We start from the raw sequence: 19,175 nt of genomic DNA on the forward strand, positions 1-19,175 counted from the left end.
CAACCTCGTATCCGTGGACTGTTCAGTGCATCAATGGATCAGTCCGACGCGCTCGAAGGTCGGCAGGTGGCCGAGCTTGGGTGCTGGCCAGCTCATCCACACGGCGAATGCCTTGCCGACGATGTTGCGGTCGGGAACCATGCCCTGCAGCTCGACGGGGATCGCCGGGTCGTCCCAATAACGGCTGTCATTGGAGTTGTCGCGGTTGTCGCCCATCATGAAGTAGTGCCCGGCGGGTACTACCCACTCGCGATTCGGCTCGATGCGGTAGCGGTGCATTTCCTTGCGGATCAGGTGCTCGGCCTCGCCCAGCTTCTCGCTGAACAGGCGGGCACTGCCGAGGCTGCCCGGCTCGTCGCCGATCAGTTGCTCGGCCACCGGCTGACCGTTGACGAACAGACGCTTGTCGCTGCTGTAGCGCACATGATCGCCCGGCAGGCCGACCACGCGCTTGATGTAGTTCACGCTCGGCTCGCTCGGGAAGCGGAAGACCATCACATCGCCGCGCTGTGGTTCGCCGACCTCGATCACCTTGGTGTCCACCACCGGCAGACGGATGCCGTAGGAGAACTTGTTGACCAGGATGAAGTCGCCGATCTCGAGGGTCGGCTTCATCGATCCGGAGGGGATCTGGAACGGCTCGACCAGGAACGAGCGCAGCACCAGCACCAGCGCCAGCACCGGGAAGAACGACTTGCCGTATTCCACCAGCACCGGCTCGCGCGCGAGCTTCTGCAGCACCTGCGGATCGGCCTGACCGACACTGCCCTGGTAGGCAGCGATGGCATTGCGCCGGCGCGGAGCGAGGAACAGCAGGTCGATCAGCGCCAGCACGCCGCACACGGCGACGGCGATCACCAACAGCAACGGGAAGTTCAGAGTCATGGTCCTCAGCTATCCACCTTGAGCACGGCGAGGAAGGCTTCCTGCGGGATCTCCACGCTGCCGACCTGCTTCATCCTTTTCTTGCCGGCCTTCTGCTTCTCCAGCAGCTTCTTCTTACGGCTGACGTCGCCACCGTAACACTTGGCCAGTACGTTCTTCCTGAGTGCCTTGACCGTCGAACGGGCGATCACCTGGCCGCCGATGGCCGCCTGGATCGCCACGTCGAACATCTGCCGCGGAATCAGCTCCTTCATCTTCTCCACCAGCTGGCGGCCCTTGTAGGCCGCGTTGTCGCGGTGGACGATCAACGCCAGGGCGTCGACCCGCTCGCCGTTGATCAGTACGTCCAGACGCACCAGGTTGGCCGGCTGGAAGCGGTCGAAGCCGTAGTCCAGCGACGCATAGCCGCGGCTGGCCGACTTCAGACGGTCGAAGAAGTCCATCACCACCTCGTTCATCGGCAGGTCGTAGCTGACCTGCACCTGGTTGCCGAGGAAGTGCATGTCGCGCTGTACGCCGCGCTTCTCGATGCACAGGGTGATCACGCTGCCCAGGTGATCCTGCGGCACCAGGATGTTGGCGCGGCAGATCGGCTCGCGCATCTCGGCGATCGAGGAGATGTCCGGCAGCTTCGAGGGGTTGTCGACGTAGACGATGTCGCCGTTCTTCAGCACCACCTCGAACACCACGGTCGGCGCGGTGGTGATCAGGTCCAGGTCGTATTCGCGCTCAAGGCGCTCCTGGATGATCTCCATGTGCAGCATGCCGAGGAAGCCGATGCGGAAACCGAAGCCCAGCGCGTCGGAACTCTCCGGCTCGTACTGCAGCGCGGCGTCGTTGAGGGTCAGCTTCTCCAGCGCGTCGCGGAAATCCTCGAAGTCATCGGAGCTGACCGGGAACAGACCGGCATAGACCTGCGGCTTGACCCGCTTGAAGCCCGGCAGCACCTCGACGTCCGGGGTATTGGACAGGGTCAGGGTATCGCCCACCGGGGCGCCCTGGATGTCCTTGATGCCGGCGACGATGAAACCCACCTCGCCGGCCTTGAGGTCTTCGGTGACGGTATGCTTGGGCGTGAAGACGCCGACGCTGTCGACCTGATGAATCTTGCCGGTCGACTTGACGAGGATCTTGTCGCCCTTCTTCACTCGACCGTGACGCACACGCACCAGCGAGACCACGCCGAGGTAGTTGTCGAACCAGGAGTCGATGATCAGCGCCTGCAGCGGCGCCTCGATCTCGCCCTCAGGCGGCGGAATCACCGCGACCAGGCGCTCGAGCACGTCGATCACGCCCATGCCGCTCTTGGCACTGCAGGCCACCGCATCGGTGGCGTCGATGCCGATGACGTGCTCGATCTCTTCCTTGACCCGCTCCGGTTCGGCCTGGGGCAGGTCCATCTTGTTGAGCACCGGCATCACCTCGAGGCCCTGCTCGATGGCGGTATAGCAGTTGGCCACCGACTGCGCCTCGACACCCTGGCCAGCATCCACCACCAGCAGTGCGCCCTCGCAGGCGGCCAGCGAGCGGCTGACCTCGTAGGTGAAGTCGACGTGGCCGGGAGTATCGATGAAGTTCAGCTGGTAGGTCTTGCCGTCCTGCGCCTTGTAGTGCAGGGTCACGCTGTGCGCCTTGATGGTGATGCCGCGCTCGCGCTCCAGGTCCATGGAATCGAGCACCTGCGCCTCCATCTCGCGGTCGGACAGGCCGCCGCAGATCTGGATGAAGCGGTCGGCCAGGGTCGACTTGCCATGGTCGATGTGGGCGATGATGGAGAAGTTGCGGATATGACTCAGATCACTCACGGGCTCAACACTCGGACAGGGAGCGCGGGCCTGGCCCGCCGAAAATAGCCAGGAAGTTTACCTGATCGCCCGGGCAGGCGTCACCCACGGCACGGTGGACTGCGCAGGCCGAAACGACAAGGGGCGAGTCATCCGCCCCTTGTCCGCGCCGAACGCCAGCCTTACTCGGCCAGCTTGAAGGTGATGAAGCTGGCGCGTCCCTGGCGCAGCACGCGCATCGACACGCTGCGGTTCTTCGGCAGAGCCTCGGCCACCCGACTGAACGTCTTGGCCGAATCGATCGACTCGTTGTTCAGATGGGTGATGACATCGCCCGGACGCAGGCCGATCACCGCCGACGGGCCGTCGCTCTGCACCTCACGGATCAGCGCGCCACCCTCCACCTCGAGAGCCCGCTTCTGCTCGGCGGTCAGATCGACCACGGTCACCCCCAGACGATTGCTGCTGCGCTCGGCTCCCTGCTTGCCACTGGCAGCAACCGCCTGACCGTCTTCCGGCAGGGCGCCGACCGCCAGCTTCAGCGTCTTGCGCTCGCCATTGCGCACCACGTCCAGCCTCACATCGGTGCCCGGCTTGAGGGTTCCCACCAGATGCGGCAGGTCGGCGGAAACCAGGATCGGCTGGCCGTCGAGGGCGAGAATCACGTCGCCGACCTGCAGGCCCCCCTTGGCTGCCGGGCCGTTTTCCAGCACCTGAGCCACCAGGGCACCGGCCGGCTTGTCCAGACCGAAGGTCTCGGCCAGATCCTTGTTCACTTCCTGGATCACCACGCCGAGCCAGCCGCGGCTGACCTTGCCCTCGGCCTTGAGCTGATCGGCCACGTTCATCGCCACGTCGATCGGGATGGCGAACGACAGCCCCATGAAACCACCGGAGCGGGTGAATATCTGCGAGTTGATGCCGACCACCTCGCCGTCCAGATTGAACAGCGGACCACCGGAGTTGCCGGGGTTGATCGCCACGTCGGTCTGGATGAACGGCACATAGTTCTCGTCCGGCAGACTGCGCCCCTTGGCGCTGACGATGCCGGCGGTCACCGAGTGGTCGAAGCCGAACGGCGAGCCGATGGCCACCACCCATTCGCCGACCTTGAGCGCCTCGGACTTGCCGAGCTTGACGGTCGGCAGGTTCTTGCCCTCGACCTTGAGCAGGGCCACGTCGGTGCGCGGATCGGCGCCGACCAGCTTGGCCTCCAGCTCGCTGCGATCGGACAGGCGCACGACGATCTCGTCGGCGTCGGCCACCACATGGTTGTTGGTCAGCACGTAGCCGTCGGCGGAAATGATGAAGCCCGAGCCCAGCGACTGCGCCTGACGCTGGCGCGGCGCCTGCTGGGGCAACTGCGGAATGCTGCGCTCGAAGAACTCGCGGAACATCGGCGGCAGGCCCTCCAGATCGGGCATCTGCTGCATGCCGGCCGCCTGGGTGGGGATGACCTGCCGGGTGCTGATGTTCACCACGGCCGGCGAAGCCTGCTCGACCAGCTCGGTGAACTCAGGCAACTGGGCATTGGCCACCAGCGTCTGGGCCAGCGCCAGCACGGCGACCAGCGATAGCACTGCGCGTTTCAGGATAGACATGGAACCCCCCGACTCCGTTTCTTGCACAACCTTGAAGAAGACCACCCCAACTCAGCGGTACGCCTGCGAGTCGCCACGCACGGCCAGTTCGGCGCGCAGAACCACCGGCTGGCAGGCCGGATCGGTCTCGTGGCGCCGGCTGTGGCGGCGTACCAGCCCCCAGACGACGACGAAGCCGCCGAGGGCTGCGAGAATGACAAAAGACTCGGCCAGCGCCAACCATTGGGCCAGCATCGCCGCCGCGAACAGACCGAGCAGCGGCAGCAGGTAGACGCGCAGGGCACTGCCGAGCATGAGCTCCTCGCGGATGCCGATGGTCACGCCATCGCCCACCGCCAGATGCAGGTCGGTCAGCGCACGCACGTACCCCCGACGCTCGCCGACACCCAGCTTCTCCATCAGCCCCTGACCGCAACCGGCGCTGGCCGAACACGCATTACAGGTGCTGCGCCGCAGGGTTTCCACCCACACGGCGCCCTCCTCGACGGCGACTACCCGGCCCTGCTCTTCGAGCATGCAGGCTTACCGGGCCGGCTTGTCGCCGGCAGCAGCCGGCGCTGTGCTGTCGGCCGGCACGCTGCGCAGCAGGTCGTCGGCCTGGGCGGGCTGCGCCGGCTCGGCCGGTGCCTCTTCCGCCGGGAAGCTGGCCAGCACCGCCGGCCCCTGCGGCACCGCCACCGGCGGCAGGGCTTGCTGCGGCTGCTGGACGGCAGCCGGTTGCTGGGCCAGTTGCGGCGCCAGGCCACTGTCGTCCTGGTTGTTGTAGAAGCGCACGCCGACCAGCACGGCGAGGGTCACCGAGGCGGCCACCGCCAGGCGGCCGACCTGCCGCCAGCGCGACCCCGCCGGCGCGGCAGATGCTGCCGGGTGCTCCTCGGCAGCGATGGCCGCGGATACGGCGGAGGCCAGGTCCAGGCCCGGCATCACCGCCTGCCTGTGCATCACGTCGCGGGCCAGCTGATAGCGCGCCCAGCGCTCGCGCAGCGCCGGATCCTCGCCGGTGGCCGCGAGCACCCGCCGCAGTTCCAGCTCATCAGCCTCACCGTCCATGACGGCGGACACCGACTCGTCCAGCACTACACGATTCATGGTCTTCCTCTCTTGGCTTGCGCCGGGTTTCAGGCTTCCTGCAGCAGGGGCTGCAGCGCCTTGTCGATCGCTTCACGCGCGCGGAAGATCCGCGAACGCACCGTCCCCACCGGACACTGCATGGTATTGGCAATGTCCTCGTAGCTCAGCCCATCGAACTCGCGCAGGGTCAGGGCCGTGCGCAGGTCTTCGGGCAACTGCTGGATGGTCCGATGCACGGTCGCCTCGATCTCATCGCGCAGCAGGGCGCGCTCGGGTGTCTCGATATCCTTGAGAGCATGGTCGCCCTCGACGAACTCGGCATCCTCAGCGCTGACATCGGTATCCGGCGGACGCCTGCCACGCGCCACCAGATGATTCTTCGCCGTGTTCACGGCGATGCGGTACAGCCAGGTGTAGAAGGCACTGTCGCCGCGAAAATTGCCCAGCGCCCGGTAGGCCTTGATGAAAGCCTCCTGCGCCACGTCCTGGGCTTCCTGGGGGTCGTGAACGAAGCGCACGATCAACCCGAGAATCTTGTGCTGGTACTTGAGCACCAGCAGATCGAATGCGCGCTTGTCGCCACGCTGGACCCGCTCGACCAGCTGCTGATCCGGTTCCTGGGTTTGCATTCAAGCTCCTTCAAACGCCCGGAGAGTCCTGCACGGCCCGTTGCACCGGTCTGCATAAATAGACCCTGGCCCAGCGCAAAAGTTCGTCTCTTCGAGCTGCGTCTCCGCACCCCGTCCGGGGGCGGTTCGCAAGTCATGCCCGGCGGTGCAGGCGCCCGGCGGTGGAATCTGCTTCACCACATATTACGGGCGCCGCACGAGGCGGCCCCCGGGCCGGCCCAACCTGTGGGCAACCCGAATGAGAACGCAGACTGGGGTAAAAGTTCAGCTGTATTGTGCCGACAGGCCCTTCTATATACTAGGGCGCTGATTACAGCGGAACGGCGCACATGAGCCAACACTATCAGCACGACGTACTGGTCATCGGCAGCGGCGGCGCCGGTCTGTCTCTCGCCCTCAACCTGCCGGAGCACCTGAGCGTAGCCGTGCTGAGCAAGGGCGAACTCGCCGGCGGCTCCACCTACTGGGCCCAGGGCGGGGTCGCCGCGGTGCTCGACGACAGCGACAACATCGAGTCGCACGTGCATGACACCCTGGTGGCTGGTGCCGGTCTGTGCCGCGAGGACGCCGTGCGCTTCACCGTGGAGCACAGCCGCGAGGCGATCCAGTGGCTGATCGACCAGGGCGTACCCTTCACCCGCGACGACGGCTCCCACGACGGCGAGCGCGGCTTCGCCTTCCACCTGACCCGCGAGGGCGGCCACAGCCACCGACGCATCATCCACGCCGCCGACGCCACCGGCACGGCGATCTCCACCACCCTGCTCCAGTGCGCGCGGCAGCGGCCGAACATCGAACTGCTGGAAGACCGCGTGGCGATCGACCTGATCACCGAGCACAAGCTCGGCGGCCCGGGCCGGCGCTGCCTCGGCGCCTACGTGCTGAACCGCCGCAGCGGCCAGGTCGACACCTACTGCGCACGCTTCGTGGTGCTGGCCACCGGCGGCGCGGCCAAGGTCTACCTGTACACCAGCAACCCGGACGGCACCTGCGGCGACGGCATCGCCATGGCCTGGCGCGCCGGCTGCCGGGTCGGCAACCTGGAGTTCAACCAGTTCCACCCGACCTGCCTGTACCACCCGCAGGCGAAGAACTTCCTGATCACCGAGGCGGTGCGTGGCGAGGGCGGCCTGCTCAAGCTGCCGAGCGGCGAGCGCTTCATGGATCGCTTCGACCCGCGCGGCGAACTCGCCCCGCGCGACATAGTCGCGCGCGCCATCGACCACGAGATGAAGCGTCTGGGCATCGACTGCGTTTACCTGGACATCAGCCACAAGCCAGCCGAGTTCATCAAGGCGCACTTTCCCACCGTCTACGAGCGCTGCCTGCAGTACGGCATCGACATCACCCGCCAGCCGATCCCGGTGGTGCCGGCGGCGCACTACACCTGCGGCGGCGTGCTGGTCGACAGCCGCGGCCACACCGACCTCCCCGGCCTGTACGCCATCGGCGAGACCAGTTTCACCGGCCTGCACGGCGCCAACCGCCTGGCCAGCAACTCGCTGCTGGAGTGCTTCGTCTACGCCCGCGCGGCGGCCGCCGACATCGTCAGCCAGCTGCAATGGGTGAGCATGCCGCCGCAGCTGCCGACCTGGGACGCCAGCCAGGTCACCGACTCCGACGAGGACGTGATCATCGCGCACAACTGGGACGAACTGCGGCGTTTCATGTGGGACTACGTCGGCATCGTGCGCACCAGCAAGCGCCTGCAGCGCGCCCAGCACCGCGTGCGCCTGCTGCTCAGCGAGATCGACGAGTTCTACAGCAACTACAAGGTCAGCCGCGACCTGCTCGAGCTGCGCAACCTCGCCCAGGTCGCCGAGCTGATGATCCAGTCGGCCATGCTGCGCCGCGAGAGCCGCGGCCTGCACTACACCCTCGACTATCCGGGCCAGTTGGCCAAGCCGGGCGACACCATCCTGGTGCCACCGGGCTTCCATCCGGCCTGAAGCGAGCGGACGCTCAGCCCTCGACCGCCACGTCGCCCACCGCCGCCCAGCGCCGCCGGCTGAACTTCAGCCGCACGCGCAGGCGGCGGTGCACCTCGCGATCAAGGCTGTCGGCAGGAATGCACAGGGCGCGGTCGAGCCACTGCCCCGGACGCCGGAAGTGCAGGATCACCGCCTGCGGCAGGGCCAGACTGCCCGGCCGCAACTGCACCGCCACCCAGCCCTCGGCGGCATTGCGCAATCGCCAGCCGCGCTCATCATGGCGCAGGGCGGTGAAGGTTCGCGGATGGCTGAGCAGGATGGCGCGCGGCAGACACCACAGCGCATGAACGACGACCAGCAGCATGCCGCTCAGACGCGCCCACCACGGCAACTCGGCGAGGGTCAGGGCCAGCAGCGCCAACCCGGCACAGAAGAGATAGAGTACCCGCAGGCGCCGCGACGGGCGCCAGCGGCACTCGAAGGGTTCACTTCGGCTGGACACGATCCAGGATCATGCGCACCATGCGCGCGTGGTCGGCATCCTCGGGTACGCTGTAGCCCATGAACCAGCTGAACAGGTCCGGATCCTCGCACTTGAGCAGGTTGCGGAAACGCTCCTGGTCGACCGCCTCCAGCTGCGCGTAGGCCTCGTCGAGGAACGGCTTGAACAGCACGTCCAGTTCCAGCATGCCGCGCCGGCATTCCCACTGCAGTCGCTTCAGTTCGATGTTTTCTTCGCTCATCTCGGCCTCCTCGGCAATCGCGGCATTATAACGATGCCCCGGGCGACCGCCAGCCTGGCCGGCTGACAAGGGCTGCCGGGCGGCTCTATGATGGCCGCTCCGACTTCCGCACCGGCGACCGAACACGATGTCCGCAACCGCTTTCTTCACCCCGCTCGACCATGAAGGGATCCTCGCCGTCCACGGCGTGGATGCCGCCAAGTTCCTCCAGGGCCAGCTCACCTGCAACCTCAACTACCTGAACGCCGAGACCAGCAGCCTGGGCGCGCGCTGCACGCCCAAGGGCCGCATGCTGTCGAGCTTTCGCATCGTGCCGCTGGCCGACGGCTTCGCCCTGGCGATGGCCCGCGAGCTGGTCGAGGCGCAGCTGGCCGACCTGAAGAAGTACGCGGTGTTCTTCAAGGCCCAGCTGGCAGACGAGACGGCGAGCTGGGCACGCTTCGGCCTGGCCGACGGTGACGGCGTCCTGCTCGCCCTCGGCATCGACCTGCCGGCCGAACCTGGCCGCGTGGCGCGCAACGGCGAACTGCTGGCCGTGCGCCTGCATGGCGAGCGCTGCGAGCTGTGGGCGCCGGCGGCCGAAGCCGCCACCGTGCAGCAGCGCCTGGCCGCCCAACTGGCCGAGGGCAGCCTCAACGACTGGCTGCTGAGCCAGGTACGCGCCGGCGTCGCCCAGGTGTTCGGCGCCACCCGCGAACTGTTCATCCCGCAGATGCTCAACCTGCAGAGCCTCGGCGGCGTCAGCTTCAAGAAGGGCTGCTACACCGGTCAGGAAATCGTCGCGCGCATGCAGTACCTCGGCCGCCTCAAGCGCCGCCTGTATCGCCTGCGGCTGGACGGCGGCGAACTGCCGGCGCCCGGCAGCGAGCTGTTCTCGCCGGTGCACGGTTCCTCGGTCGGCGAAGTGGCGCTGGCCGCGCGCAGCGCGGACGGCATCGAGCTGCTCGCCGTGCTACAGGACAACGCCGTCGAGGACGGCCGCCTGCACCTGGGCAGCCTCGAAGGCCCGGCGCTGCAGCTGCTCGAACTGCCCTACAGCATCGACGGCGACCGCGACATCCAGCGCTAAGCCGTCCAGGCCGGGGCCAGAGGCTTCGCTGCGGCGGGCGATCCCTGTAGGGGCGAATTCATTCGCCTGACCTGGCCGCGTCGGCGAATGAATTCGCCCCTACAGGTCGGCCGGCGGGAATTCCACCCGCACGCGCAGCCCGCCCGCCGCGCCGTCCTCCAGGCCGATGCGCGCGCGGTGGGCGCGGCAGATCTCGCCGACGATCGCCAGGCCCAGCCCCGCCCCCGTGCCGCCGGGGCTGCGCCGATAGAAGCGTTCGAACACCCTCTCGCGCTCCTCGGGCGGAATGCCCGGGCCGTCGTCCTCCACCTCGAGGATCGCCGGCGCCAGCACCCGCAAGATCACGTTGCCGCCGGCCGGCGTATGCGCCAGGGCGTTGTCCAGCAGGTTGCACAACAGCTCGCTGAGCAGGGTCGGCTCGCCGTCGATCCACACCGCCTCCTCCGCCTCCAGCGCCAGCGCCACGCCGCGGCCGTGGGCCAGCGGCGCCAGCGCCAGGCCCAGCTCGCGGGCCAGCGCGCCCAGCTCCAGGCGCTGCGCGCCGCCCTCGGCGATGGCCCGCGCGCCGCTCTCGATGCGCGCCAGCGACAGCAGCTGGTTGGCCAGCTGGGTCAGCCGCTCGGTGCTGCCGGCGGCTTCGTCGAGGGCCTGCCGCCACTGCGCGGCATCGGCGCTGCGCCGGCCCAGTTCCAGACGCGCCTTGAGCGCCGCCAGCGGCGTGCGCAGCTCGTGGGCGGCCTCGGCGATGAACTGTGCCTGGCGCTCGAACAGCCCGCGCAGGCGCGCGTTGAACTGGTTGAGGGCGTCCACCAGCGGGCGCAGCTCGCGTGGCAGACCGCTGTCCGGCAGCGGCTGCAGATCGTCGCTGGCGCGCGCCGCCACCGTCTGGCGCAACTGCTCCAGCGGGCGCAGCGCCAGGCTCACCGCCAGCCACACCAGGCCCAGCGCGGTGAGCGCCAGCAGGCCCATGCGCCACAGGGTGCCGACCAGCAGCTCGCGGGCCATGCGCTCGCGCGCGCCGCGGGTCTCGGCCACGCGGATCTCCGCCATGCCCTCCAGGTCCGCCTCGCTGACCGGCTGCAGCAGGCTGACCACGCGCACCTCCTGGTCGCGATAGACGCCATCGTAGAAGCGCGCCAGCGCCGGGTAATCGTCGGTGCGCTTCACCTGCGACCCCGCCGCCGGCAGCGCCTCGTAGCCGGACACCAGGCCGCCGTGCGGGTCGAGCACCTGGTAGTAGATGCGCCCGGCGCTGTCGTAGGCGAAGGTGTCCAGCGCCACGTAGGGCACGTTGGCGCGCAGCTTGCCGTCGCTGCTGTACAGACCGTCAGCCACCGCGCGCGCCGAGGCCAGCAGGGTACGGTCGTAGGCGGTATCCGCCGCGCGGCGCGCGCTCCAGTAGCCACTCAACCCGCCGAACGCCAGCAGCAGCGCCAGCAACAGTGCCAGGCGGCGCAGCAGGCGACCGCGCAGGCTGCCGCCGTACAGCTCAGCCATCGCAGGCCTCCAGCAGGTAGCCGAGGCCGCGGAAGGTGACGATGCGCACGCCGCGGCCTTCCAGCTTCTTGCGCAGGCGGTGCACGTAGATCTCGATGGCGTCGGGGCTGGCCTCCTCGTCGAGGCCGAACACCTGGTCGGCCAGCTGCTCCTTGCTCATCACCCGCCCGGGGCGGGCGATCAGCGCCTGCAGCACCGCCTGCTCGCGCGAGGTCAGGTTGAGCAGCTCGGCACCGAGGCTGAAGCGCCGGGTGCCGAGGTCGAAGACCAGCGCGCCACAGCGCTGCTGCTGCTCGCCGCCCTGCACGCTGCGGCGCAGCAGCGCCTTGACCCGCGCCTCCAGCTCGGCCAGCTCGAAGGGCTTGGCCAGGTAGTCGTCGGCGCCAAGGTTGAGGCCGTGCACGCGGTCGGCCACCTCGCCACGGGCGGTGAGCATCAGCACCGGCAGGGTCTTGCCGCGCGCGCGCAGGCGCGCCAGCACCTGGAAGCCGTCCAGGCGCGGCAGGCCGACGTCGAGGATCGCCAGGGCGTAGTCCTCGCTGGCCAGGGCGTGGTCGGCGGCCATGCCGTCGGCGAGCAGGTCCACGGTCCAGCCGGCGCCACGCAGCGCCTGGGCCACGCTGGCGGCCAGCGGGGGATGGTCTTCGACCAGCAGGATTCGCACGGGGAAGTCTCCGAAGTCTTGTCGTTATGGGTCGAGTGTAACGGCCGCAGCCGTGCAGCCAATGCACCACCAACTTTCTTTGCGACTGAAAGCCAGGCGAAAGCTTCGCCCCCTAGCATCGCCCCTGGGTCCTCCCGGCCCCCACGGCAGCCCGACTGCCGATGACAACAACAATGACTGGAGATACCGCGATGCCGATTGCCGCCTGGCAGGCCCTGCCGCCTGTCCGCCGCCTGGCCCTGGCCATCACCGCCTGCACCCTCGCCCCGCTGGCCCACGCCGACTTCGTGGAAGACAGCAGCGCCAGCCTGACCACCACCAACATCTACCTCAACCGCGACTTCCGCGAAGGCTCCGCCCAGAACAAGCGCGAGGAATGGGGCCAGGGCTTCCTGCTCGACATCCAGTCCGGCTACACCGAAGGCAGCGTCGGCGTCGGCCTCGACGCCCTCGGCATGCTCGGCGTCAAGCTCGACTCCGGTGGTGGACGCACCGGCACCGACCTGCTGCCGGTACAGGACGACGGCGGCACCCCGGACCAGTTCGGCCGCCTGGGCCTGACCGCCAAGCTCAAGGTGTCCGAAACCGAGCTGCGCTACGGCTCGCACATCCCCGAGCTGCCGGTGGTCAAGGCCAGCGACAGCCGCCTGCTGCCGCAGGTGTTCGAAGGCGGCCTGCTCACCTCCAAGGAGATCGCCGGCCTGACCTTCACCGGCGGGCGCCTGAACCAGGTGATCGACCGCGCCTCGACCAACTCCGAGGACCTGATCCTCAACAGCAAGAACAAGCGCTTCCCCGGCGGCGTCACCAGCGACCACCTCAATCTCGCCGGCCTCGACTACCAGTTCGGCAAGAGCCTGAGCGGCCGCTACTTCTTCGCCGACCTCGACGACGTCTACCGCCAGCACTACTTCGGCCTGCTCGCCAAGCAGCCGCTCGGTGCCGGCACCCTCAGCGCCGACCTGCGCCTGATGCTCAGCGACGACAGCGGCGCCGCCCGCGCCGGCGAGATCGACAACCGCGCGCTGAACGGCATGCTCAGCTACGCCCTGGGCGCCCACAAGCTCGGTCTCGGTTATCAGCAGATGAGCGGCGACACCGGCTACGCCTACATCGACGGCAGCGACCCGTTCCTAGTCAACTTCGTGCAGATCAACGACTTCGCCAACGCCGACGAGCGCTCCTGGCAGGCGCGCTACGACTACGACTTCGCCGCCCTCGGCGTGCCCGGCCTGAGCTTCCTCGCCCGCTACGTCAGCGGCGACGACGCCGAGATCGCCGGCAGCAGCGCCACCGGCAGCGAGTGGGAGCGCGACCTCGAGCTCAAGTACGTGGTGCAGAGCGGCCCGCTCAAGGACCTTTACGTGCGCCTGCGCAACGCCAGCTTCCGCTCCGACTTCGCCCGCGACGCGGACGAGAACCGGCTGATCGTCGGCTACAGCCTGCCGATCTGGTAAGCCCGGACCCACAATAAGAATCGACCGGAGATATCCCCATGCACACTGCTATCACCCGCATCGCCCTCGCCGCCGCCGGCCTCGCCTTCGCCGGCCAGCTGCTCGCCGCCGAGCCCAAGCGCCCGGAATGCATCGCCCCGGCCAAGCCCGGCGGCGGCTTCGACCTGACCTGCAAGCTGGCGCAGAGCGGCCTCAAGGACGGCGGCCTGCTCGAGGCGCCGATGCGCGTCACCTACATGCCCGGCGGCGTCGGCGCGGTGGCCTACAACGCGGTGGTCGCCCAAAGGCCCAAGGATCCGGGCACCATCACCGCCTTCTCCTCGGGCTCGCTGCTCAACCTGGCGCAGGGCAAGTTCGGCCGCTACGACGAGAACGCGGTCAGGTGGCTGGCCGCCATCGGCACCGACTACGGCGCCATCTCGGTGCGCGCCGACGCGCCCTGGCAGACCCTCGGCGAACTGGTCGAGGCGGTGAAGCAGGATCCGGGCAGCGTGGTGTTCGGCGCCGGCGCCACCATCGGCGGCCAGGACTGGATGCAGACCGCGCTGATCGCCCGCGCCGCCGGCGTCGACCCGCAGAAGCTGCGCTACGTCGCCTTCGAGGGCGGCGGCGAGACCCTCACCGCCATGCTCGGCGGCCACGTGCAGGTCACCTCCAGCGGCCTCGGCGAGATCACCCCGCAGCTGGCCGCCGGCAAGATCCGCGTGCTCGCCGTGCTGTCCGACGAGCGCCTGCCCGGCAAGCTGGCCAGCATCCCCACCGCCAGGGAGCAGGGCTTCGACATCAGCTGGCCGGTGATCCGCGGCTTCTACATGGGCCCGGAGGTCAAGGACGAGGACTACGCCTGGTGGAAGGGCCAGTTCGACAAGATGCTGGCCAGCGAGGATTTCGCCCAGCTGCGTGAACAGCGTGATCTGTTCCCCCTGGCCATGAGCGGCGACGAACTGCGCGCCTTCGTGCTCAAGCAGGTCGCCCAGTACAAGCAGCTGGCCGGCGAGTTCGGTCTGGTCCAGTAAGGCTGCCAGGCGTCAGGCCGGCGGGAAGCCCCCGTCCCGCCGGCCGGCCCTCTCCCCCGCGGGAGAGGCCCCTTTCCCCACCCAGGTATTTCGCCATGTATGACCGCCTGTTCGGCTCGGTCTGGTTGCTGCTGTGCGCCGGACTGGCCGTGATCGCCTGGGGGTTCCAGGCCCCCTTCTCCTATGACCCAGTCGGACCGCGCGCCTACCCGCTGCTGCTGCTCGGCCTGCTCGGCGCCGGCGCGCTGTGGCTGGTGCTGCGCCCGACCGTGCACGCACACCTGCTGAGCCGCCCGCAGAGCCTGCGCGCCCTGCTCTGCGTCGCCGGCCTGCTGGCCTACGCCCTGCTGTTCGAGCCGCTGGGCTTCGTCCCGGCCACCGCCCTGGCCGGCGCCGGCCTCGGCCTGCTGTTCGGCGGCCGCCCGCTGCCCTGCGTGCTGTCCGGGGTGCTGATGGGCGTGCTGCTCTACGTGCTGTTCGACCTGCTGCTGGACGTGCCCCTGCCGCTGGGCGTGTTCGAATTCCTCGTGGAGTGACGCCATGGAAACCTTGAACTTCCTGCTGCAGGGCTTCGACGTCGCCCTGCGCCCGCTCAACCTGCTGATGGCGCTGTTCGGCGCCTTCGTCGGCACCATCGTCGGCATGCTGCCGGGCCTCGGCCCGATCAACGGCGTGGCCCTGCTGCTGCCGCTGGCCTTCGCCCTCGGCCTGCCGCCGGAAACCGCGCTGATCCTGCTGGCCGCCGTGTACCTGGGCTGCGAGTACGGCGGGCGCATCTCCGCCATCCTGCTCAACGTGCCGGGCGACGCCGCGGCGATCATGACCACCATCGACGGCTATCCGCTGGCCAAGCAGGGCAAGGCCGGCATCGCCCTGTCGCTGTCGGCGATGAGTTCGTTCATCGGCAGCACCATCGCCACCTTCGGCGTGGTGCTGTTCGCGCCGATCCTCGCCAACTGGGCGGTGGCCTTCGGCCCGGCCGAGTACTTCGTGCTGATGGTGTTCGCCATCACCTGCCTGGGCGGTCTGGTCGGCGACAAGCCGGTGAAGACCCTGATGGCCGCGCTGATGGGCCTGGCGCTGGCCACCGTCGGCGTCGATGCCACCACCGGCGTGTACCGCTTCACCTTCGACAGCGTCAGTCTGTCCGACGGCATCCAGTTCGTCATCGTGGTGATCGGCCTGTTCAGCGTCAGCGAGATCCTGCTGATGCTCGAGCACACCCACAGCGGCCAACAGGCGGTCAAGGCCGGCGGGCGCATGCTGTTCAACTTCAAGGAGTTCTGCCTGGTCGGCTGGACCGCGGTGCGCAGCGCGCTGAGCGGCTTCGTCATCGGCACCCTGCCGGGCGCCGGGGCGACCATCGCCAGCGCCATGGCCTACATGAACGAGAAGCGCATCGCCGGACCGTCCGGTCGTTTCGGCCAGGGCGACCTGCGCGGCCTGGCCGCGCCGGAGGCGGCCAACAACGCCTCGGCCTGCGGCTCGATGATCCCCATGCTGACCCTCGGCGTGCCGGGCTCGGGCACTACCGCGGTGATGATCGGCGCGCTGACCCTGTACAACATCACCCCGGGTCCCCTGCTGTTCGAGCAGCAGCCCGACGTGGTGTGGGGCCTGATCGCCTCGCTGTTCATCGGCAACGTCATCCTGCTGGTGATGAACATCCCGCTGGTCGGCCTGTTCTCGCGCATGCTCAGCGTGCCGAACTGGATCCTGGTGCCGGCGATCATCATCGTCAGCCTGGTCGGCGTGTGGGCGGTGCACAGCACCACCTTCGACCTGGTGCTGATGATCGCCCTCGGCGTGTTCGGCTACCTGCTGCGCAAGATGGACTTCCCGCTGTCGGCGCTGATCCTCGGCTTCGTCCTTGGCGAGCTGATGGAAGACAACCTGCGCCGCGCCCTGTCGATCTCCAGCGGCGAGCTGGGCATCCTCTGGTCCAGCCCGATCACCCTGGTGCTCTGGGCGCTGGTGGCCGTGATGCTGGCGCTGCCCGGGATCCGCTGGTGGCGCGCGCGCCGCAAGGCGCCGGCAGCCGATGCCTCTGCCGCCTGATGCCCGCGGCATCCTGAGCGGCATCCTGGCCGGACTGGCGGGGGGCTTCCTCGCCAGCCTGGCCGGCTGGCCGCTGCCGTGGCTGCTCGGTTCCCTGCTCGGTGTGGCGCTGGCGCGCTGCGCCGGTCTCCCCGCCGCCCCGCTGCCCGCCGGTCGCCAGGCCGGGCAATGGCTGGTGGCCTGCGCCGTCGGCCTGCATGTCTCCCGCGAGGCCGCCCTCGCCCTCCTCGACCACCTGCCGCTGCTGCTCGCCGGCGCCGTCGGCACCCTGCTGCTGACCCTGATCGGCATCGCCGTGCTCAGGCGCGGCGGCGTCGATCCGGCCACCGCCTTCTTCGCCAGCCTGCCGGGCGGCGCCAGCGAGATGGTCAACCTGGCGCGCCGCCACGACGCCGAGCCGGCCCAGGTGGCCGCCGCGCACAGCCTGCGCCTGCTGCTGGTCCTGCTCTTGGTACCCGCCGCGTTCGCCTGGGGCCTGCCGCCTCCGCCCGTTGCGCCGTCAGCACCGACCGACTGGCCGGCGCTGGCCGTGCTGCTGGCCGGCGGCCTGCTCGCCGCGCGACTCTGGCGCCGCCTCGGCCAGCCCAACCCGTGGATGCTCGGCCCACTGCTGCTGTGCGCGCTGGCCAGCGCCAGCCTCGACCTGCAGCTGGCCGTGCCCGACGGCCTGGCGCGCGGCGGCCAGTGGCTGCTCGGCTGCGCCCTGGGCATGCACTTCGACCGCGCCTTCTTCCGCCGCGCGCCCGGCTTCCTCGTCCGCGTGCTCATCTTCAGCCTGCTGACCATGCTCGCCGCCGTGCTGCTCGGCGCCGGCCTCGGCCTGCTCGGCGGCGGCGACGGCCGGGCGCTGATGCTCGGCAGCATGCCCGGCGGCATCACCGAACTGGGCCTGACCGCGCAGAGCCTGCAGCTGCCGGTAGCGCTGGTCAGCGCCCAGCAGTTGCTGCGCCTCTTGCTGGTGATGCTGCTGGCCGAGCCGCTGTACCTGCGCTGGCGGCGCCTGGCTGCCGACCAGCGCCGCTCCTGAGACGCAGTGCTGGCCTATCCTCAAGCCAGGTCCGACTGCCGCCGGAGCATCCATGTCCCGCCTCGCCCTGTTCGCCCGCTCGCTCGGTCTGCTGCTGGTTCTGCTGATGCTGGCGGCCTGCAGTCGCCTGGAACTGGCCTATCGCAACCTCGACCGCCTGATCGAGTGGAAGCTGGACGACTACCTGAGCCTCGATGCCGCGCAGAGCGACTGGCTGGAGGCACGTCTCGACGCGCACCTGGCCTGGCACTGCCGCCACGAGTTGCCGCGCTATCTCGACTGGCTCGATCGCCAGCGGCCGCTGCTGGCCGCCAGCCCTGCCCCCGAGCAGCTGGAAGGGCCGCTCGCGCAGACGCGCCAGCTGCTGCAGCCGACCCTGCTCCAGGTCGCCCCGGATGCCGCCCGCCTGCTGGCCGGGCTGAGCAAGGCGCAGATCGACGAGCTGGAGGGCAACCTGGCCACGGAGCAGCGCAAGCTGCGCGAGCGCTATCTCGGCGGCAGCCGCGAGAAGCGCCTGGCGGAGCGGATGGAACGCGCCGAGACGCGCCTGGAGTTCTGGCTGGGACCGCTGTATCCACAGCAGCGCGCCTACCTGCGCTTCTGGGCCAGCCGCCAGGAGGCCAACGTGCGGCCCTGGCTGGACTTCCGCGAGCGCTGGCAGGCCCACCTGCTGGCCGAGCTGCGCCAGTCGCCGCCGGCAGAGCGCGCCGCGCGCCTGCAGCCGCTGTTCGGCGAGCCCGAACGCTACTGGGGCGCGGACTACCGCAGGACGCTCGAGCACACCCAACAGATCCTCGCCGAGCTGCTCAGCGAGCTGTGGGCCAGCGCCACGCCCGCGCAGCGCGCGCACCTCATGCAGAGGCTGGACCACCTGCACGAGGACCTGGCCGGCCTGCCCTGCGCGGGCTGAACTCAGAGCGCCGGCAGACGCCAGTCGATGGGCGCCAGGCCGTGCTGCTCGAGGAACTTGTTGGTGCGACCGAAGTGGCCGTTGCCGATGAAGCCACGGTGCGCGGACAGCGGCGAGGGGTGCGGCGAGCGCAGGATCAGGTGCTTGGTCGGGTCGATCAGACGCTCCTTGCTCTGCGCGTGGGCGCCCCACAGCAGGAACACCAGATGCGGCCGCTCGCGGCTGACCACCTCGATCACCCGGTCGGTGAACGGCTGCCAGCCGGCAGCCGCGTGCGAGCCGGCCTTGCCCTGCTCGACGGTCAGCGAGGTGTTGAGCAGCAGCACGCCCTGCTCCGCCCAGTGCTGCAGGCAGCCGTGGTTGGGCGGGTCGATGTTCAGGTCGCGCTTGAGCTCCTTGAAGATGTTCTGCAGCGACGGCGGCACCGGCACGCCGGGCTGCACCGAGAAGCACAGCCCGTGGGCCTGGCCCGGGCCGTGGTAGGGGTCCTGGCCGATGATCACCACCTTGACCTGCGCCAGCGGCGTGGAGTCGAGCGCGTTGAAGATCAGCCCGCCTGGCGGAAAGATCTGCTTGCCGGCCGCCTTCTCGCTGCGCAGGAACTCGCCGAGCGCCTGCATGTAGGGCTTGTCGAACTCCTCGTGCAAGGCCGCCTTCCAGCCCGGTTCGAGTTTGATGCGATCCTGCGCGGCGCTCATGCGGCCCCCTCTATGCAAAACAAAGCGGCACCCTAGAGAGGGCTCCCCGGCAAGTCAAGGCGCGACCAAGGATGTGGGTAGCAGGCCGGGAGAAGCGCTACCCAAGTCGCCCTCCTCCCCCCGCAAAAGCGCATG

19 protein-coding genes are annotated in these 19,175 nt (G+C 69.1%); 8 read left to right on the forward strand and 11 right to left on the reverse strand.

Annotation, left to right across the window (positions count from 1 at the left end; all coding sequences use genetic code 11):
* Positions 1-30: 30 nt before the first annotated feature.
* The 6 genes from lepB to rpoE all read right to left on the reverse strand — a co-directional run bounded on the left by lepB (position 31) and on the right by rpoE (position 5,970).
* Positions 31-885 (reverse strand): signal peptidase I, encoded by an 855-nt coding sequence (gene lepB / locus BLT78_RS11575; protein WP_090349119.1) that lies wholly within the window; start codon positions 883-885, stop codon positions 31-33.
* Positions 886-890: 5 nt separating this feature from the next.
* A complete protein-coding gene (gene lepA / locus BLT78_RS11580; protein ID WP_090349120.1) occupies positions 891-2,690 on the reverse strand; it encodes a translation elongation factor 4 in 1,800 nt (599 codons plus the stop codon).
* A gap of 161 nt (positions 2,691-2,851) precedes the next feature.
* The gene (locus tag BLT78_RS11585; RefSeq protein WP_090349121.1) at positions 2,852-4,270 is read right to left on the reverse strand and encodes a DegQ family serine endoprotease; all 1,419 of its coding nucleotides are present in this window, start codon (positions 4,268-4,270) and stop codon (positions 2,852-2,854) included.
* Positions 4,271-4,321: 51 nt separating this feature from the next.
* Entirely contained in the window at positions 4,322-4,786 is a 465-nt protein-coding gene (locus BLT78_RS11590; RefSeq protein ID WP_090349122.1) for a SoxR reducing system RseC family protein, read from the reverse strand.
* 6 nt (positions 4,787-4,792) lie between these two features.
* A complete protein-coding gene (locus BLT78_RS11595) occupies positions 4,793-5,359 on the reverse strand; it encodes a sigma-E factor negative regulatory protein (RefSeq protein ID WP_090349123.1) in 567 nt (188 codons plus the stop codon).
* 29 nt (positions 5,360-5,388) lie between these two features.
* Entirely contained in the window at positions 5,389-5,970 is a 582-nt protein-coding gene (gene rpoE / locus BLT78_RS11600; protein ID WP_090349124.1) for an RNA polymerase sigma factor RpoE, read from the reverse strand.
* Between the two features lie 329 nt (positions 5,971-6,299).
* On the opposite strand from rpoE, the gene nadB reads away from it, so the two are divergent.
* Positions 6,300-7,919 carry an L-aspartate oxidase gene (nadB, locus tag BLT78_RS11605; protein WP_090349125.1) on the forward strand — a complete coding sequence of 540 codons (1,620 nt, stop codon included), beginning with the start codon at positions 6,300-6,302 and terminating at the stop codon, positions 7,917-7,919.
* Between the two features lie 13 nt (positions 7,920-7,932).
* Here nadB and BLT78_RS11610 read toward each other — a convergent pair whose 3' ends face one another.
* Both BLT78_RS11610 and BLT78_RS11615 read right to left on the reverse strand, forming a co-directional pair.
* Positions 7,933-8,403, reverse strand: coding sequence for a protein YgfX (locus tag BLT78_RS11610; protein WP_090349126.1), 471 nt, complete (start codon positions 8,401-8,403; stop codon positions 7,933-7,935).
* Positions 8,387-8,644 carry an FAD assembly factor SdhE gene (locus BLT78_RS11615; protein WP_090349127.1) on the reverse strand — a complete coding sequence of 86 codons (258 nt, stop codon included), beginning with the start codon at positions 8,642-8,644 and terminating at the stop codon, positions 8,387-8,389. Before BLT78_RS11615 ends, BLT78_RS11610 begins: the two co-directional genes overlap by 17 nt.
* 127 nt (positions 8,645-8,771) lie before the next feature.
* Between BLT78_RS11615 and ygfZ the strand changes: the two genes are divergently transcribed.
* Positions 8,772-9,713 carry a CAF17-like 4Fe-4S cluster assembly/insertion protein YgfZ gene (gene ygfZ / locus BLT78_RS11620; RefSeq protein WP_090349128.1) on the forward strand — a complete coding sequence of 314 codons (942 nt, stop codon included), beginning with the start codon at positions 8,772-8,774 and terminating at the stop codon, positions 9,711-9,713.
* A gap of 99 nt (positions 9,714-9,812) precedes the next feature.
* Here the strand turns inward: ygfZ and BLT78_RS11625 are convergent, their stop codons facing one another.
* Together BLT78_RS11625 and BLT78_RS11630 are read right to left on the reverse strand one after the other, a co-directional pair.
* A complete protein-coding gene (locus BLT78_RS11625; RefSeq protein WP_090349129.1) occupies positions 9,813-11,210 on the reverse strand; it encodes a sensor histidine kinase in 1,398 nt (465 codons plus the stop codon).
* On the reverse strand, positions 11,203-11,874 hold the full coding sequence (locus tag BLT78_RS11630; RefSeq protein ID WP_090349130.1) for a response regulator: 672 nt from the start codon (positions 11,872-11,874) through the stop codon (positions 11,203-11,205). The genes BLT78_RS11625 and BLT78_RS11630 overlap by 8 nt, the downstream gene beginning before the upstream one ends.
* Before the next feature lie 191 nt (positions 11,875-12,065).
* Between BLT78_RS11630 and BLT78_RS11635 the strand changes: the two genes are divergently transcribed.
* The 6 genes from BLT78_RS11635 to BLT78_RS11660 all read left to right on the forward strand — a co-directional run bounded on the left by BLT78_RS11635 (position 12,066) and on the right by BLT78_RS11660 (position 18,342).
* Positions 12,066-13,331: an OprD family porin gene (locus BLT78_RS11635; protein WP_090349131.1), complete on the forward strand. Its 1,266-nt coding sequence runs from the start codon at positions 12,066-12,068 to the stop codon at positions 13,329-13,331.
* A 38-nt stretch (positions 13,332-13,369) separates the two neighbouring features.
* The gene (locus tag BLT78_RS11640) at positions 13,370-14,347 is read left to right on the forward strand and encodes a Bug family tripartite tricarboxylate transporter substrate binding protein (protein WP_090349132.1); all 978 of its coding nucleotides are present in this window, start codon (positions 13,370-13,372) and stop codon (positions 14,345-14,347) included.
* Positions 14,348-14,442: 95 nt separating this feature from the next.
* The gene (locus BLT78_RS11645; protein ID WP_090349133.1) at positions 14,443-14,883 is read left to right on the forward strand and encodes a tripartite tricarboxylate transporter TctB family protein; all 441 of its coding nucleotides are present in this window, start codon (positions 14,443-14,445) and stop codon (positions 14,881-14,883) included.
* A gap of 4 nt (positions 14,884-14,887) precedes the next feature.
* The gene (locus BLT78_RS11650; protein ID WP_090349134.1) at positions 14,888-16,405 is read left to right on the forward strand and encodes a tripartite tricarboxylate transporter permease; all 1,518 of its coding nucleotides are present in this window, start codon (positions 14,888-14,890) and stop codon (positions 16,403-16,405) included.
* Positions 16,389-17,432, forward strand: a complete 1,044-nt coding sequence (locus BLT78_RS11655) for an AbrB family transcriptional regulator (RefSeq protein WP_090349135.1) — start codon at positions 16,389-16,391, stop codon at positions 17,430-17,432. Before BLT78_RS11650 ends, BLT78_RS11655 begins: the two co-directional genes overlap by 17 nt.
* Before the next feature lie 52 nt (positions 17,433-17,484).
* On the forward strand, positions 17,485-18,342 hold the full coding sequence (locus tag BLT78_RS11660; RefSeq protein WP_090349136.1) for a DUF6279 family lipoprotein: 858 nt from the start codon (positions 17,485-17,487) through the stop codon (positions 18,340-18,342).
* A gap of 2 nt (positions 18,343-18,344) precedes the next feature.
* Here BLT78_RS11660 and ung read toward each other — a convergent pair whose 3' ends face one another.
* A complete protein-coding gene (ung, locus tag BLT78_RS11665; protein ID WP_090349137.1) occupies positions 18,345-19,040 on the reverse strand; it encodes a uracil-DNA glycosylase in 696 nt (231 codons plus the stop codon).
* Between the last annotated feature and the right edge of the window lie 135 nt (positions 19,041-19,175).

The sequence above is a fragment of the Pseudomonas oryzae genome, assembly GCF_900104805.1.
GTDB lineage: Bacteria > Pseudomonadota > Gammaproteobacteria > Pseudomonadales > Pseudomonadaceae > Geopseudomonas > Geopseudomonas oryzae.